The sequence below is a fragment of the Nonomuraea recticatena genome, from assembly GCF_039533245.1.
GTDB lineage: Bacteria > Actinomycetota > Actinomycetes > Streptosporangiales > Streptosporangiaceae > Nonomuraea > Nonomuraea roseola.
Window position 1 is genome coordinate 53682 of record NZ_BAAATE010000035.1, and the last position, 15737, is coordinate 69418.

The following is a 15737-nucleotide window of genomic DNA, read 5'->3' on the forward strand; positions in this document are numbered from 1 at the left end:
GTCAGGCCTCCTGCGGGGTGGTCGTACGGACAGTGTCCGGCCCCATGCGCTCGGCGTCGAGACCGGAGAGCTTGTGACCCTTGGCGAAGAACTTCATCCTCGCCAGCAGCGCGATGAACGGCTTGGTGAACATGAACACCACCAGCACGTCGATCAGCGTGGTGAGGCCCATCGCGAAGGCGAAGCCCGCCACACCGCCGACCGCGAGGAAGTAGAGCACGATGGCGGCGATGAACATGACCGCGTCGGCGATCAGGATCGTCCGCCTGGCTCGCACCCAGGCCACCTCGACGGCGGCGCGCAGGGTGCGCCTGCCCTCCTTCATCTCGTCTCTGATGCGTTCGAAGTAGACGATGAAGGAGTCGGCCGTGATGCCGATCGACACCACCAGGCCGATGATGTGCGGCAGCGAGAGGCCGAAGCCCGCGTACGTGCCCAGCAGCACGACCGCCTCGTAGGTGATGATCGAGGCCACCACCAGGCTCAGCACCGCGACGAGACCGAGACCGCGGTAGTAGAGCAGGGAGTACAGGACCACCAGGCCGAGGCCGATGGCGCCGGAGATGAGACCGCCCATGAGCTGGTCGTTGCCCAGCGTCGAGGAGATGGTGTCGATGGAGCTGCGCACGAACTTCAGCGGGAGCGCGCCGTACTTCAGCTGGTCGGCCAGCTTGGTGGCGGTCTCCTGGGTGAAGCTGCCGCTGATCTCGGCGCGACCGCCGGGGATCGGCTCGTTGATGTTCGGCGCGGTGATGACGACGCCGTCGAGGACGACGGCGACCATGTTGCGCGGCGCCTGCGCCTGGTAGGCCTTGGTGGTCAGGGCCGACCACGCCGAGGCGCCCGCGCTCTTGAAGTTCAGCTGGACGACCCACTGGCCCGTGGTCTGCTGGACACCCGCGCTGGCGGTGTCGATGTCGGCGCCGACGACCTCAGCCTTGTCGAGGATGTACTTGGCGGTGCCGTCCTGGTCGCAGGTGACGTACGGCTTGGACGGGTCGTCCTGGACGCCCTGGCCGCTGTTCTTGGCGCAGTCGAGCTCGTTGAACTGCTTGATCAGCGCCGGGTCGATGCCCGCGAGAGCCGGGTCGGCGGCGGGGTCGCCGCTCGGCTGGGCGCTGGGCGTCGCCGAGGGCGTGGCCTTGGCGTCGTTGCCCTTCGGGTCGTTCCCCTTGGCGTCGTTGTTCTTGCCGTCGTTGTTCTTGGCGTCGTTACCCTTGGCGTCGTTGGCCTTGGGGTCGTTCGCCTTCTGCTCCGACTGGCCCTGCGTGGTCGCCGAAGGGGCGGGGTTGGGCGAGGTCAGCGCGGACGACAGGGCCTTGCCCGTCGGGGAGGCGCTCGGCGCGGGGACCTTGGCCGACGGCTGGACGCTCGGCGCGGCGGAGGGTGAGCCCGACGGCTGTCCGCTCGGCCCGGTGGAGGGGGTGGGCGCCTGCGTGGGCATGGTGCTCGGCTGCGGCTGGGCCGCCTCGGCGGCCAGGACCTGACGGAAGCGGAGCTCCGCCGTGGTGCCGACCAGCTTGATGACCTCGTCCTTGCCGGCCCCCGGCACCGAGATGACGATGTTGTCGCCGGACTTGGCGACCTCCGCGTCGGAGATTCCGGTGCCGTTCACCCGCTCACGGATGATGTTGACGGCGAGGTTGAGGCTCTCCTCGGAGGGGGGAGTGCCATTCGGGGTGACCGGCGAGAGGGTCGCCGTCGTACCACCTGCGAGGTCGAGTCCGAGCTTCGGCGTGAACGCCGGCTGCAGGAACATCGCCCCGCCCATGGCGAGAATGAGCGCCAGGAGCACCAGGAGCGTGCGCCCCGGCTTGCTCTGGCCGCTGGTCGGTCGGGCCACTGGTCGTCGTTTCTTTCAGGTAGGGGTCGGTCGCAAGACTAGTCAGGACTTGTTGGTATTCGTGCCCTGATCGCCGTTGCGGTCCACCGTCTCGTCGGCTTCGTCGTTCGTCTCCGGGACCGCCGTCGCGGCGATCTTGTCGTCGACCGGGGTGACGACGCGGCCGATGGCGGCCTTCACCCAGCGGGTCTCGACCCCAGGAGAGACCTCCAGGATGACATCCTCGTTGTCAATGGCGACCACGGTGGCGAACAGGCCGGTGGTGGTCATGACGCGGGCGCCAGGCGCGAGCGAGTTCTGCATCTGGAGCGCCTCCTGCTGCCGCTTGCGCTGCGGCCTGATGAGCAGGAAGTAGAACACCACCACCAACAGGATGAGCGGCAGGATGTTCATGAGCGTTGAGTTCACGAGGGCGACCTTCCATCTTCTATACAAGATGATGACACCGGCTTCGAGCCGGAAATTCCATGCGTTGCGTCGAGGGCCGCGCCGCTCAGCCCGTCAGCTTACACAGCCAGCCAAGCCACGGAGTGTAGGCGGTTGTTGCGAAACCCGGCAACGAGGCAGCGTTTCGGCGCGCGGGGAAGTTCCCAATTTGCAACGCTTGCAACCGTTCTGTGACCGCCCTTTCGAGAACGTGTGCGGACGGGCCGTGACGGCGGGTCAGCGGTGATCCCGGTGAGCGTCTCCCTGGACGGGCGCCCGCCGGTGACGGGGGTGGGGCTCGACGGGCTTGCCGTCGGGGATCAGAACGGGGCGTCGGGCGGCGGGGTCAGCCCCAGGTGAAGCCAGGCGGCCGAGGTCGCCACCCGCCCGCGCGGAGTGCGGGCGAGCAGACCCTGGCGCACCAGGAAGGGCTCGGCCACCACCTCCACTGTCTCTGGCTCCTCCCCCACGGCCACGGCCAGCGTCGACAGGCCGACGGGCCCGCCGCCGAACTTGCGCAGCAGCACCCCGAGCACCGCCCTGTCGAGCCGGTCGAGCCCCTCGGCGTCGACCTCGTAGAGGTTGAGCGCGGCCGAGGCGATGTCGCGGGTGATGACACCGTCGGAGCGGACGTCGGAGAAGTCGCGCACCCTGCGCAGCAGCCTGTTGGCGATGCGGGGCGTTCCGCGCGAGCGCCTGGCGATCTCGTGGGCGCCCTCGTCGGGCAGCGAGACGCCGAGCAGCCTGGAGGAGCGCCGCAGCACCTGCTCCAGCTCGGCGACCTCGTAAAAGTCCATGTGGGCGGTGAAGCCGAACCTGTCGCGCAGCGGCGCGGGCAGCAGGCCCGCCCTGGTCGTGGCGCCCACCAGGGTGAAGGGCGCGATCTCCAGCGGGATCGCGGTCGCGCCAGGGCCCTTGCCGACGATGATGTCGACCCTGAAGTCCTCCATGGCGAGGTAGAGCATCTCCTCGGCGGGGCGCGCCATCCGGTGGATCTCGTCGATGAACAGCACCTCGCCCTCGGTGAGGGTCGACAGGATCGCCGCCAGGTCGCCCGCCCGCTCGAGCGCGGGCCCCGAGGTGATGCGCAGCGGGGCGCCGAGCTCGGCTGCGACGATCATGGCGAGCGTGGTCTTCCCGAGCCCCGGCGAGCCGCTCATCAGCACGTGGTCGGGCGGCCTGTTGCGCCTGAGCGCGCTCTCCAGGACCAGCGAGAGCTGCTCGCGCACCCGGCCCTGCCCGATGAAGTCGGCCAGGCGCTTGGGCCGCAGGGCCGCCTCGATCTGCAGCTCGTCGCCCTCGGCGTCAGGCGACACCAGGTCTCGCTCGATGCTCACGCTCCTACCCTCTCTCGCCAGGCGCCGCGTGCAAGCCCGTGGCTCATCGGATGCTCAGCACCCGCAGCGCCGCCTTGAGCAGCACGGCGACCTGCGGCTCCCTGCCCGCCACCACCTCGGCGTCGGCCTGCGGCTCCACCAGCGCGATCGCCTCGTCGGCGTCTCTGGTGGAGTAGCCGAGCCCGACCAGGCCCGAGTGCACCTGCTCGCGCCACAGCGGCTTGGCCGCGTGACCGTTGAGCGCGGCGTTGACCGCCTCCTCCGGCGTGCCGAGCTTGTCCTTCAGCTCCAGCACGATGCGCTGCGCGCCCTTCTGGCCGATGCCGGGGATCCTGGTCAGCGCCTTGAGGTCGGCGGAGGCGACGGCGACCCTCAGCGAGTTGGGAGTGTGGACGGCCAGCATGGCGAGCGCCAGCTTCGGGCCCACCCCGCTGGCCGTCTGGACCAGACCGAAGACCGTGCGCTCGTCGTCGGTCGCGAAGCCGTAGAGGGTCAGCGACTCCTCCCTGACGATCAGGGAGGTCGCGAGCCTTCCGTGCTCGCCCACTCTCAGGGTGGCCAGCGTGCCGGGCGTGCAGTGCACCAGCACGCCCACGCCGCCGACCTCGATCACGGCGGAGTCGGGCGCGATGGCCGCCACGACCCCGGAAACCGACGCGATCACGACGCACGTCCTCTCGATGCCTTGGCCAGCGCCTCCGCCAGCCGGTTCTGGCTGCCGCCCCGCCACACGTGACAGATGGCGAGCGCGAGAGCGTCGGCCGCGTCGGCCGGCTTGGGCATCTCGGCCAGCCGCAGCAGCCTGGTGACCATGGTGCCGATCTGCTTCTTGTCGGCGGTGCCGCTGCCGGTGATGGCCGCCTTGACCTCCGACGGCGTGTGCAGCGCGACGGGCAGCCCGCGGCGGGAGGCGCACAGCAGGGCGATGCCCGCCGCCTGGGCGGTGCCCATCACGGTGCGGACGTTGTGCTGGGCGAAGACCCTCTCGACGGCGACCGCGTCGGGCCGTACCTCGTCGAGCCACTGCTCGATGCCCCGCTCGATGCCGACCAGCCTGGCGCCGAGCTCGTCGTCGGCCGAGGTGCGGACCACGCCGACCGCGACGAGCTTGAGCGGAGCCCCCGGCCGGCCCTCGACGGCGCCGATGCCGCACCTGGTAAGCCCTGGGTCGACACCCAACACCCGCACGGCCGCCCTCCCGTTCGCCGAACATCTGTTCGGCAGGGAACTCTACCCTGGTTGGGCGGGGGCCGCACGGCGAACACGCCCCGGCAGGCGAGCGGGGCGGGGCGTCACGGTCAGAAGTAGTCGATCATGTGGGCGGGGCCCGCGAACGCCGCGGCCAGCGCCTCGTCGAACTCGTCGGTGCCGGAGAGCATGCCGGACAGGCGCAGCGTCGAGACCGGGACCCCCGCGTACAGCGCCGACAGCCCGTTGACGGTGAAGCGCGCCCCCTCCCCCTCGGCCGCGCTCGCCGTACCCGAACCGCCGGAGACCTCCAGCCGCCACGTGCCGGTGTTGGCGGGCCGCTCGGGATCGTCCACCATGATCAGCGCGTCGGCGGAGAGCACGGAGGGGAAGCCGCGCCTGGCGACGGCGTCGGCCACGTCCACGACCCTGAACATCCATCTGACCTGCTTGAGCTCCTCCTTGGTGCGCTCGCGAAGCAGCCACAGCACGGGGTCGTCGGGGGCGACGACGGCCGAGACCTTCGTGGCGATCGAGGAGGAGGTGCCGACCAGCGACCACAGGGCGCGGGCGGTCGCCTCGGAGCCCGCGACCAGGTTGTCGACCGAGATGTCGCCGTCTTCCCAGCTGTAGGCGACGAAGCCGTCGTCGGCCAGGTAGAGGAAGTCGTCCTTGGCGCCGAGGAAACGCCGCCACGAGCTCTCGTCCCAGCAGATGGGGCCGCTGGCGCGGTTGGCGGCGTGGACGCGGCCCAGGATGGCGATCACCTCGGCGGCGTCGTCGGGCCCCATCCTGCGGATCTTGACGGGCTCGGTGGGCCTGATGGTGCGCAGCGCCTCGGGCGACAGCGTGACGGCGTTCTCGGCGCCCGCGTGCTCCCAGCCGAGCGAGCGGTAGATCTGGGTGGTGGCCGGATAGAGCGCCGAGACGGCCTCGCCCAGCTCGGCCGCCCTGGCCAGGACGGCCCGCATGAGCTGCCTGCCGACGCCGCGCCCTCTGTCCTCGGGGTTGACGACGACGCCCGCGACGCCCGCCATGGGCTGCGGCCTGCCGTGCCACCACTGGGTGAACCCGGGCAGCCTGGCGGCGGCGGCCAGCCTGGAGCCGTCGAAGACGCCGAGGAAGCGCCCCTGTTCGAGCGCCGCCCTCGCGAGGGCGAACCAGCTCTCGGGGTCGCCGTCGAGCGGGCCGAAGGAGCGGACGCGGGTGTCGAGGACGGCTTCGAGGTCGTCGGACGTCAGATCACGAATCTCCACAAAGCGACAACCTACAACGGCCGCGGGATCGCCCGCCTTCCGGTTTCCGTCCGCGGGCCGCGCCCGCGCGAACGAGAAGACCGGCCCGCGTGGCGGCGGACCGGTCGTCGGCTGGGCGGGCGTCGATCAGGCGTCGAGCTTCTCCATGACCTCGTCGGAGACGTCGAAGTTGGCGAAGACGTTCTGCACGTCGTCGCTGTCCTCGAGCGCGTCGATGAGCCTGAAGACCTTGCGCGCGCCGTCCTCGTCGAGCGGGACGTTCATGGTCGGCAGGAAGCTCGACTCGGCCGAGTCGTAGTCGATGCCCGCCTCCTGCAGCGCCTTGCGCACCGGCACCAGGTCGCCGGCCTCGGAGACGACCTCGAACGACTCGCCCAGGTCGTTGACCTCCTCGGCGCCCGCCTCGAGCACCGCGACCAGCACGTCGTCCTCGGACAGCCCGTTCTTGGGCACGATCACGACGCCCTTGCGGTTGAACATGTACGACACCGAGCCGGGGTCGGCCAGCGAGCCGCCGTTGCGGGTCAGCGCGACGCGCACCTCGGAGGCGGCGCGGTTGCGGTTGTCGGTGAGGCACTCGATGAGCACGGCGACGCCGCCGGGGGCGTAGCCCTCGTACATGATGGTCTGCCAGTCGGCGCCGCCGGCCTCGAGGCCGCCGCCGCGCTTGCGGGCCCGCTCGATGTTGTCGTTGGGCACGGAGTTCTTCTTCGCCTTGAAGATGGCGTCGAAGAGGGTGGGGTTGGCATCCGGATCAGGGCCACCGGTCCTGGCCGCCACCTCGATGTTCTTGATGAGCTTCGCGAACAGCTTGCCGCGCTTGGCGTCGAGTGCGGCCTTCTTGTGCTTCGTCGTCGCCCATTTGGAGTGGCCGGACATTACCTAGAGCTCCCTCACCATGTTTACGAAGTATTCGTGCACGCGAGTGTCCCCGGTCAGCTCGGGGTGGAACGATGTCGCGAGCAGCGGCCCCTGGCGGACCGCGACGATCCTATCGCCCGGGGGCGCGGTGGCCAGAACTTCGACCTCGGATCCCACCGATTCCACCCAGGGGGCGCGGATGAAGACGGCATGCACATCGGCGCCGGCGAAGGACAGATCGGACTCGAACGAGTCGACCTGCCGGCCGAAGGCGTTGCGCCTGACCACCATGTCGATGCCGCCGATCGTCTGCTGCCCCTCGATGCCGTCCTGGATGCGGTCGGCCAGCATGATCATGCCCGCGCAGGAGCCGTAGGCGGGCATGCCGTCCTTGATCCGCATGCGCAGCGGCTCGAGCAGGTCGAAGATCTCGGCGAGCTTCCAGATCGTGGTGGACTCCCCGCCGGGGATGACCAGTCCCTCCACGGCGTCGAGCTCGGCGGGCCTGCGCACGGCGATGGCCTGCGCGCCCGCCTCCTCCAGCATGTGGACGTGCTCGCGCACGTCTCCCTGGAGCGCGAGTACACCGATCTTGGGCACGGTCGTCCTTCCTTCGTGGTCCGGGTTTCGCCTAGATTCAACACCAGGGCGGCCCGTGCTCTTCCTACAGGGCCACCCTGACCGCCATCGGCAGATGGTCGGAGCCCCTTGCCTCCCTGTCGACCCAGCACCTCAGCACGCGGCCCTTCGGCGCGAAGAGGTAGTCGATCTTCCGCTTCTTCACGTAGGTCCACCGCATGCGCGGATCGCACTCGTCGTAGGAGCCGTAGGCGGCGACCCTGCCGGGTGTGAGGTTGAGGTCACCGCCGAAGACGCTGGTGTGGCCCGCCTTCGGCGCGGCCGCCATCAGCTGCCTGACCTGCTTGTGCCGGTACGGCGCGCCGCGCTGGGCGTCGTCGTTGGCCATGCCGGACGACAGGTGGGTTCCGCAGGCCCGCACCTTGACGGCGGGGATCGTCGCGCACAGCGCGGCGCGCCTGGCGAACCAGGGCGGGGAGGTCAGCGGCACGGTCTCGAAGGCGGCCGCGTGGTCGGCGACCGCGACCGTGACGCTCTGCGCGCCGCGCGGGCGGCCGTTCCTGTCGGGATGACAGTCGTACGGCCTGCCCTGCGCCGTCGTCAGGCCCCATGACCTGACGGTCCAACTCCGTCCGGTCCGCCATTCGAGCCACTGCTCGAGCGTGCCCGTGGCGCCGGTGCAGAACTCCTGCAGGAAGATCACGTCGGGGTCGCCGAGGAGATGGTCGCTGATGTGCCACGCCAGCTCCTGCGGGCTCTTGCGGTACAGCTCGCAGGCGGCGTTGGTGCCGGTGCACACGTTCCAGGTCATCACCGTGATGACGGCTTGATCCAGCATGAACCGTTATGCAACCACTTCCTGGAAGGTGTGGTCCATATCCACTCGCGCCAGGGAGGGCGGAGGGCGCCGCCTGCCGTACACGACGGCAGGCGGGGCCCCCCGAGAGGGCGCCGCCTGCGGTGAGTCGAGATGGGCGTTACGGACGCTCGGTCTCCAGGCGGACGGTCTCCTCGGCGGTGATGTCGGGCAGGGACCTGAGCGACGGGTCGAGGGGCCTGAGATAGGTCTGCTGGACGCCGGGCACCCTGTCCTCCACGACGAAGGTGGCCTTGGTGTGCACCGCCGACCCCGGCGTCTGCACCTGGGGCACGACCCTGAAGTCGGCCGTCATCAGCTCCTTCTCGATCTTCGTCAGGACGTAGCCCCGCTGGTTGTTGTAGAACTTCAGGTGCGGGTTGATCTTCAGGAACGCGTGCTTGGCGGGGTCGGAGTCCGCGCCGTTCCCGCCGGTGCTGATCGAGGTGGCCACCAGCTCGGAGCCGACCGAGGGCCCCGTCGGGTCGTCGTAGTCCAGCTTCAGGTCGCTGGCCCAGTGGGCGTGCACGTCGCCGGTCAGCACGACGGGGTTGCGCACGCCCGCGTCGATCCAGCCCTGGGTGATGCGCTGACGGGAGGCGACGTAGCCGTCCCACGCGTCCTGGCTGGTGACCTTCACGGGGCCCGCGTTGTTGTCACGCTGGGCGAAGAAGACCTGCTGGCCGATGATGTCCCACTGAGCGCGCGAGTGGCGGAAGCCGTCCAGCAGCCACGCCTCCTGCTCGGCGCCGGTGATGGAGCGCGCGGGGTCGACCGCCGCGGGGCAGTCCCTGTAACCGTCGCCGCAGCCCTGGTCGTCTCGGTACTGACGGGTGTCGAGCATGTGGAAGGTCGCCATCCGCCCCCACCGGATCCGCCGGTAGAGCTGCATGTCGATGCCCCGGGGAATGGAGGTGCGGCGCAGCGGCATGTTCTCGTAGTAGGCGCGGAAGGCGGCCTCGCGGCGCTGCAGGAAGTTCGGCTGCGGGATCTCCGGCTTCTCCGGCACCTCGTCGGCCCAGTTGTTGTCGATCTCGTGGTCGTCCCAGACGACCAGCCAGGGGGCGGCGGCGTGCGCGGCCTGGAGGTCGGGGTCGGCCTTGTACTGCGCGTGGCGCTGACGGTAGTTGGCCAGCGTCTCGGTCTCGGGGCCGTCGTGGTGGCGGACGTTGCCGCCGGGGATGGTGTAGGTGTTCTTGGTGTACTCGTACTGGTAGTCGCCCAGGTGCAGGACCAGGTCGGGGTTCTCCTCCGCCAGGCGGCGGTAGCTGGTGAAGAAGCCGTGCTCGTACTGCGCGCACGAGACGAACGCCATCGCCAGCGCCCCGCCGTACGCCAGCGGGTGCGGGGCGGTGCGGGCGCGGCCCACCGGCGAGACGTAGGGGCCGACGCGGAAGCGGTACCAGTACTCCCTGTCGGAGGAGAGGTTCTCGACCTCGACGTGCACGCTGTGCCCCCACTCGGGAGCGGCCATCGCCACGCCCGCGCGGACCACCCTGCGGCAGCGCTCGTCGGCGTAGACCTGCCACAGGACGGGGAACGGGCGCTGCGGCATGCCGCCCATGCCGTCCTCGGCCAGGGGCTGCTGGGCCAGGCGGGTCCAGATCACGAAGCCGCCGTGGTCCGGGTCGCCCGAGGCCACGCCGAGCGTGAACGGGTCGGAGCGCAGCCCGCGCGAGGCGAGCGTGGCCGCGCTCTCCGCGGAGGGGTCGGCGGCGGGGTCGGGCAGCGGGTCGGCGGAGGCGGCGGCCGGCAGCGCGGCGGTGGCGCCCGCCGCGAGTCCGGTGACGAGGAAGGAGCGGCGGTTGAGCTTGGACACGGGTGCTCCCGGGGCGATCTAGGGGGGACGCCCGTAGCCTTGCGGAGGATCATGACTCCGCGGTTAACACCACCTGTCACACAAACGGCGAAATTTATCAGCAGTCACATGATCGACGGAGATTTCCTACCGACCGTCCTTCGTTCACCCCTGGCCCGGCGGAGCCCGAGCCGGGCCGGCGGCGTGCGGGTGAGGGAGGACGCCTCCAGAGGCACGAAAAAGCGGCACCCCTCACGGGATGCCGCTTGTTCCGGGAACTTCCTACCAGCCGCGCTCAGCCAGGCGGTGGGGCTGGGGGATCTCGTCGACGTTGATGCCGACCATGGCCTCGCCCAGACCGCGGGAGACCTTGGCGACGACGTCGGGGTCGTCGTGGAAGGTGGTCGCCTTCACGATCGCGGCCGCGCGCTTGGCGGGGTCGCCCGACTTGAAGATGCCGGAGCCGACGAACACGCCCTCGGCGCCGAGCTGCATCATCATCGCGGCGTCGGCCGGGGTGGCGATGCCGCCCGCGGTGAACAGCACGACGGGCAGCTTGCCGGTCTTGGCGACCTCGACGACCAGCTCGTACGGCGCCTGCAGCTCCTTGGCCGCCACGTAGAGCTCGTCCTCGGGCAGCGAGGCGAGACGCTTGAGCTCGCCCCTGATCGTGCGCATGTGGGTGACGGCGTTGGAGACGTCGCCGGTGCCGGCCTCACCCTTGGAGCGGATCATCGCCGCGCCCTCGGTGATGCGGCGCAGCGCCTCGCCCAGGTTCGTCGCGCCGCACACGAACGGCACGGTGAACTGGAACTTGTCGATGTGGTTGGCGTAGTCGGCGGGGGTGAGGACCTCCGACTCGTCGATGTAGTCGACGCCGAGCGACTGCAGGACCTGCGCCTCGACGAAGTGGCCGATGCGGGCCTTGGCCATGACGGGGATGGAGACGGCGCCGATGATGCCGTCGATCATGTCAGGGTCGCTCATCCTGGAGACGCCACCCTGGGCCCTGATGTCGGCGGGCACACGCTCAAGGGCCATGACGGCGACCGCCCCGGCGTCCTCGGCGATCTTCGCCTGCTCGGCGTTGACGACGTCCATGATGACGCCGCCCTTGAGCATCTCGGCCATGCCGCGCTTGACGCGCGCGGTTCCGGTGACGGGGCTGGTAGACACGGTCTTCCTCACAACGGCAGGTCGGTAAGTTCTCAAGCCCATCGTAGGTCCTTAACACCCCGTTTCCCGACACACCACCATGTCAGGGTCGAGCACGGGTTTTGTACGTTAAGGAATGACAGGCTTGCGGCTGGCGAGCGCGACCCAGACCTGGCCTGGGGCGAAGTTCATCGGCTCGCCGCTCGCAGTGGTGAACGTCGTGCCGTCCTCTTCCGATTCCCTCGACCACCTGGCCTTGTAGGCCTTGCCTTCGCGCAGCACGATCGCCGAGCCCTTGCCCACCGTGTGGACCAGCGGCGTGTAGCTCTGGTTCTTGTCGTGGAACTCCGAGCGCTCGGTCTTGGTGTACTGGATGACGATCGTCGGCGCGCCGAGCTGCCCGCCCTCGGCGGCCATGTTCTTCTTGCCGTCCTGCCAGATCAGCCACTGCTTCTTCGTCTCGGACCAGCCGAAGGTGAAGGTCGCGGCGGGCCACTTGACCGTCCACGTCTTCTTCTCCACCCCGCCCTCGGCAGGGGCCTCGCCGAAGGTGAAGCCGATGTCCTTGGCCTTGGTCGCCTTGGGCGCCTTGGCCAGCAGCTGCCTGGTGTTGGCGAACAGGTTGTAGGGGGCGTAGCGGCCCGGCTGGCGGAAGAACGCGCCGGGGTTGCGGGTGTCGCCGACGTCGAACAGCGAGGCCTCGGCCACGAACGGCAGCATCTTGGTCTGGACGCCCGAGTAGGCGAAGGCGGGCTTGCCGAACTGCGGCGTGATGTGCAGGTCGGAGATGCGGGCGCTGCGCACGGGGCCGACCTTGGCGGGCAGCTTGGAGGAGAAGACCGCCATCAGTCGGGTCAGTCCCGCCTCGACCTGCTCGACGTAGACGATGTCGGCGCTCTTGAGCCCGAGCTGGGGCTTGCCCGCCGCGGTGTTCTCGATCTTCACCGCCAGGACGGGCTTGAGCTCCTCGTACGGCAGGCCCGTGAACGGGTGCCCCTTCTCCTCGGGCGCCGCGGAGGGGTCGGCCGGGGCCGCCTGCGGAGCCTTCGAGGGCGTCGCCGCGCCGCCACCGCTGGAGCAGGCCACGACCGGGCCGAGCACCGCCAGCGTCACCGCGATCATTCGGGGTATCCGCACCCTGCCAACTCCTCCGTTTGACCAAGAAAACGGAACGAAGCTTACCGGGCTCCCCAAATCGGGTCATTCGGTTGCCATGGTCTCCGGCGGATTGTCATCAATCTCGAAGAATTGCGGGAACTCGGTGCGTCCTGCCAGGCGGAGGGTGCGGGCCAGCCAGCGGCGCTGGGCGGTGCGGGTGACTCCGACGGCGTTGTTGAAGAAGCTGCGGGCGTAGACGACCTTGGCGACGGCGGCGTCGAGCTCCTCCAGCAGGGAGCGTCCGCCGGGCGACTCGGAGAGCTTCTCCCTGAAGCGCTCCTGGTCGACCGCCGCGCGCAGCGCCCTGGAAAGGTCACTCTCGGCGTGTTCGCGTTCGTCGGGGCCCGCCGTACGGGCCTCGTGGGCGGCGGCGGCCAGCACCAGCGAGGTGGCGGGGTCGAGCAGGCGCGAGCCCGCGAGCTCGAGGACGACGGCCGAACGCCTGACCAGGGCGACGTCGAGGGCCTCGCGAGCCAGCTCGAGCCTGATGTGCAGGCGGTCGAGACGGCCTGCCCGCCAGGAGACGTAGACGGCGGCGAGCACCACGAGGATGCCGACGATGAGGACGATGACGGTGGTGCTCATGTGAGGGAGTCTTCCTCCACCCTGCCCGCGCTGGCGGTGACGGTCTCGTAGACGCGGACCACGTCGCGGGCGACGGTGGACCAGTCGTACTTGCGCACCGCCACGCGCGCCTCGTCGGACAGCTTGGCTCTGCGCTCGGGGTCGGCGAGAAGCTTGCGGGCCTCCTCAGCGAGCGCTTCGGCGTCGCCGTTGGCGAACAGCGCGCCCGCCTGCCCCTCCCCCAGCACCCTGCGGAAGGCGGGGATGTCGCTGGCCAGCACGGTGGCCCCCGCCGACATGGCCTCGGCCAGCACGATGCCGAAGCTCTCGCCGCCGGTGTTGGGCGCGACGAAGACGTCGACGGAGTGGTAGGCGCGGATCTTGTCCTGCTCGCTCACCATGCCGAGCAGCGTGACCCTGTCGCGGATCGACTTGGGGATCTTGACCTCGCCCGGGCCCGCGATCAGCAGTCTGGCCTCGGGGATCAGCTCCATCGCCTCGAGCAGCACGGGCAGGCCCTTGCGCGGCTCGTCCATGCGGCCGAGGAAGCCGAGTGTCCTGCCGTCGGGGCCGAAGCCCGCCAACGGCTCGGCCTCGGTGTAGCGGCTGACGGTCACCCCGTTGGGGATCAGCACGGTGTCGCCGCCGAACTGCTCGACCAGGCTCTTGCGCGCGGCGTCGGAGACGGCGATGCGCCCGCTGAGCTTCTCCAGCGCGCTGCGCAGCATCGGCTCGGCGATCGCGATGGCCCGCGAACGGGTGAAGGAGGCGTGGAAGGTCGCCACGATCGGGCCCTTGGCGGCCCAGCAGGCCAGCACCCCGAGGCTGGGCACCAGCGGCTCGTGGATGTGCAGGACGTCGAAGTCGCCCTCCTGGATCCAGCGGCGCACCCGCGCGGCCGAGATGAAGCCGAACGACATCCTGGCCACCGACCCGTTGTAGGGCACCGGCACCGCCCTGCCCGCCCCCGTGACGTAGGGGGGAAGCTCGGCGTCGTCTCCGGCGGGCGCGATGACCGAGACCTGGTGGCCCTGCGCGATGAGCGCCTGGGCCAGGTCGTCGATGTGCTGCTTGACCCCGCCCGGCACGTCCCACGAGTAGGGGCAGACGATGCCGACGTTCACTTGGGGTCCTCCAGCCACAGACGCTGCAGCATGTGCCAGTCTTCGGGGTGTTCGGCGATGCCCTTCTCGAACACCGTCACCAGGCTCTGCGCCACAGCGGCCGTGCGCTCCTGGAGCGTGCCCTCGGCGGGGACCGGGACCTCCTCGTGGATGCGCAGCCCCCAGTCGTCGCCCTCGAACCACAGGATCGCGGGAAGCAGCGCCGCCCCCGTCTTGACCGCCAGCAGCGCGGGGCCGACGGGCACCTGGGTGGTGGCGCCGAAGAACTCCACCTTGACGCCGTTCTTGGTCAGGTCGCGCTCGGCGGGCAGGCAGACGATGCCGCCCTTGCGCACGCGCTGGGCCAGGGTGCCGAAGTTGTGCCCCGCGCCACCGGTCAGCGGCAGCACCTCCATGCCCAGGCTCTCGCGGAAGGCGACGTAGCGGCGGTAGAGCGACTCGGGCTTGAGGCGCTCGGCCACGGTGGTGAAGCTGTGGCCGCTGCCCGTCAGCCACGCGCCCGACTGGTCCCAGTTGCCCATGTGCGGCAGCGCCAGCACGACGCCCCTGCCCGCGGCCACGGTGTCGAAGATGTTCTCGGCGCCCGTCACGTGCGTGCGCCGTACGACCTCGGCTCGGTCCATCTTCGGCAGCAGGAAGATCTCGTGGAAGTAGCGCAGGTAGGAGCGCATGCCCGCGCGACTGAGCGCGCGCAGCTCGGCGCTGTCCTCGCCCAGGCCCGTGACCCTGGCCAGGTTGTGCTCGAGACGGCGCACGCTCGGCCCCCGCCTGCGCCACGCGCTGTCGGCCACGGCCCTGAAGGCGGCCGCGGTCGCCTTCTTCGGCAGGTACGGCAGCAGCGTCCAGCCTGCCGCGAACCCCGCGGCGACCACGCGGTCCTGAAGGGAGGTCATCGCGCTCCAATCTGGCGATGGACATGTACTACCCGCTGCACGACCGTGATCGCGCTGGCGGCGGCGAGCAGCCACATGCCGAGGGGCAGGATGTACGGCACGCCCAGCCCCGACAGCCCCGCGGCCACCAGGCCCACGACCAGCCGCTCGGGGCGCTCGGCCAGACCGACGTCGCAGGTGAGGCCGAGCCCCTCGGCCCTGGCCTTGACGTAGGACACCAGCGCCCCCGCCACCAGGCAGAACAGGGCGACGGCCGCCATGAGCAGGTCGCGCTGGACGAAGAAGTAGATGATGAGCCCGGAGAAGATGGCCGCGTCGGCCAGGCGGTCGAGCGTGGAGTCGAGGAAGGCGCCCCACGTGGTGCCCCCGCCGCCGCCCATGCGGGCCACGACGCCGTCGAGCAGGTCGAACAGGACGAAGATCGTGATCGCCAGTGAGCCCCACCACAACTGGCCCACGGGGTAGAACACCAGGGCGCAGATGACCGTGCCCAGTGTGCCGATCGCCGTGACGGCGTTGGGGCCGATCCCGCGCTGGACGAGTGCCCTGCCCAGCGGGGTGAGTATCCGGGTCATGGCCGGGCGCAGGAGTTTGAGCATCGCGCTCTGATCGTAGGCCATCTCGGCCCCTTGCACTTCTTTGCCTCAGCCCCCTTGTGATATTCGCCACACGGGTATTTGGTGAACTAACCGCGTCCTT

Annotated in this window: 16 protein-coding genes; all 16 read right to left on the reverse strand. The window is 70.1% G+C overall.

All coding sequences use genetic code 11. The features are described from left to right. Position 1: 1 nt before the first annotated feature. On the reverse strand, positions 2–1843 hold the full coding sequence (secD, locus tag ABFX50_RS41635) for a protein translocase subunit SecD (RefSeq protein ID WP_346154649.1): 1842 nt from the start codon (positions 1841–1843) through the stop codon (positions 2–4). Positions 1844–1885: 42 nt separating this feature from the next. Next, positions 1886–2236, reverse strand: coding sequence for a preprotein translocase subunit YajC (gene yajC / locus ABFX50_RS41640; protein WP_183662171.1), 351 nt, complete (start codon positions 2234–2236; stop codon positions 1886–1888). A 353-nt stretch (positions 2237–2589) separates the two neighbouring features. Beyond that, complete coding sequence (gene ruvB, locus ABFX50_RS41645; RefSeq protein WP_183662173.1) at positions 2590–3606, reverse strand: Holliday junction branch migration DNA helicase RuvB; 1017 nt, start codon at positions 3604–3606, stop codon at positions 2590–2592. A 43-nt stretch (positions 3607–3649) separates the two neighbouring features. Then, entirely contained in the window at positions 3650–4270 is a 621-nt protein-coding gene (gene ruvA, locus ABFX50_RS41650) for a Holliday junction branch migration protein RuvA (protein ID WP_183662174.1), read from the reverse strand. Next, the gene (ruvC, locus tag ABFX50_RS41655; RefSeq protein ID WP_183662176.1) at positions 4267–4794 is read right to left on the reverse strand and encodes a crossover junction endodeoxyribonuclease RuvC; all 528 of its coding nucleotides are present in this window, start codon (positions 4792–4794) and stop codon (positions 4267–4269) included. The genes ruvA and ruvC overlap by 4 nt, the downstream gene beginning before the upstream one ends. A gap of 110 nt (positions 4795–4904) precedes the next feature. Then, a complete protein-coding gene (locus ABFX50_RS41660) occupies positions 4905–6050 on the reverse strand; it encodes a GNAT family N-acetyltransferase (RefSeq protein ID WP_346154653.1) in 1146 nt (381 codons plus the stop codon). A gap of 126 nt (positions 6051–6176) precedes the next feature. Beyond that, the gene (locus ABFX50_RS41665) at positions 6177–6929 is read right to left on the reverse strand and encodes a YebC/PmpR family DNA-binding transcriptional regulator (protein ID WP_183662180.1); all 753 of its coding nucleotides are present in this window, start codon (positions 6927–6929) and stop codon (positions 6177–6179) included. A gap of 3 nt (positions 6930–6932) precedes the next feature. After that, positions 6933–7457 carry a pyridoxal 5'-phosphate synthase glutaminase subunit PdxT gene (gene pdxT / locus ABFX50_RS41670; protein WP_246453878.1) on the reverse strand — a complete coding sequence of 175 codons (525 nt, stop codon included), beginning with the start codon at positions 7455–7457 and terminating at the stop codon, positions 6933–6935. A 118-nt stretch (positions 7458–7575) separates the two neighbouring features. Beyond that, the gene (locus ABFX50_RS41675; protein WP_346154656.1) at positions 7576–8328 is read right to left on the reverse strand and encodes an endonuclease/exonuclease/phosphatase family protein; all 753 of its coding nucleotides are present in this window, start codon (positions 8326–8328) and stop codon (positions 7576–7578) included. Positions 8329–8467: 139 nt separating this feature from the next. Continuing rightward, a complete protein-coding gene (locus ABFX50_RS41680; RefSeq protein ID WP_183662186.1) occupies positions 8468–10165 on the reverse strand; it encodes an alkaline phosphatase D family protein in 1698 nt (565 codons plus the stop codon). A gap of 261 nt (positions 10166–10426) precedes the next feature. Next, a complete protein-coding gene (pdxS, locus tag ABFX50_RS41685) occupies positions 10427–11362 on the reverse strand; it encodes a pyridoxal 5'-phosphate synthase lyase subunit PdxS (RefSeq protein WP_183662188.1) in 936 nt (311 codons plus the stop codon). Positions 11363–11428: 66 nt separating this feature from the next. Further along, positions 11429–12436 carry a DUF3048 domain-containing protein gene (locus tag ABFX50_RS41690; RefSeq protein ID WP_312896094.1) on the reverse strand — a complete coding sequence of 336 codons (1008 nt, stop codon included), beginning with the start codon at positions 12434–12436 and terminating at the stop codon, positions 11429–11431. Between the two features lie 63 nt (positions 12437–12499). Continuing rightward, positions 12500–13042, reverse strand: a complete 543-nt coding sequence (locus tag ABFX50_RS41695) for a hypothetical protein (RefSeq protein WP_183662190.1) — start codon at positions 13040–13042, stop codon at positions 12500–12502. After that, positions 13039–14145: a glycosyltransferase family 4 protein gene (locus tag ABFX50_RS41700; protein ID WP_346154659.1), complete on the reverse strand. Its 1107-nt coding sequence runs from the start codon at positions 14143–14145 to the stop codon at positions 13039–13041. The genes ABFX50_RS41695 and ABFX50_RS41700 overlap by 4 nt, the downstream gene beginning before the upstream one ends. Then, positions 14142–15038 (reverse strand): phosphatidylinositol mannoside acyltransferase, encoded by an 897-nt coding sequence (locus tag ABFX50_RS41705; protein ID WP_346154661.1) that lies wholly within the window; start codon positions 15036–15038, stop codon positions 14142–14144. Before ABFX50_RS41705 ends, ABFX50_RS41700 begins: the two co-directional genes overlap by 4 nt. Beyond that, positions 15035–15658, reverse strand: a complete 624-nt coding sequence (gene pgsA / locus ABFX50_RS41710; protein ID WP_346154663.1) for a phosphatidylinositol phosphate synthase — start codon at positions 15656–15658, stop codon at positions 15035–15037. Before pgsA ends, ABFX50_RS41705 begins: the two co-directional genes overlap by 4 nt. Positions 15659–15737 lie beyond the last annotated feature (79 nt).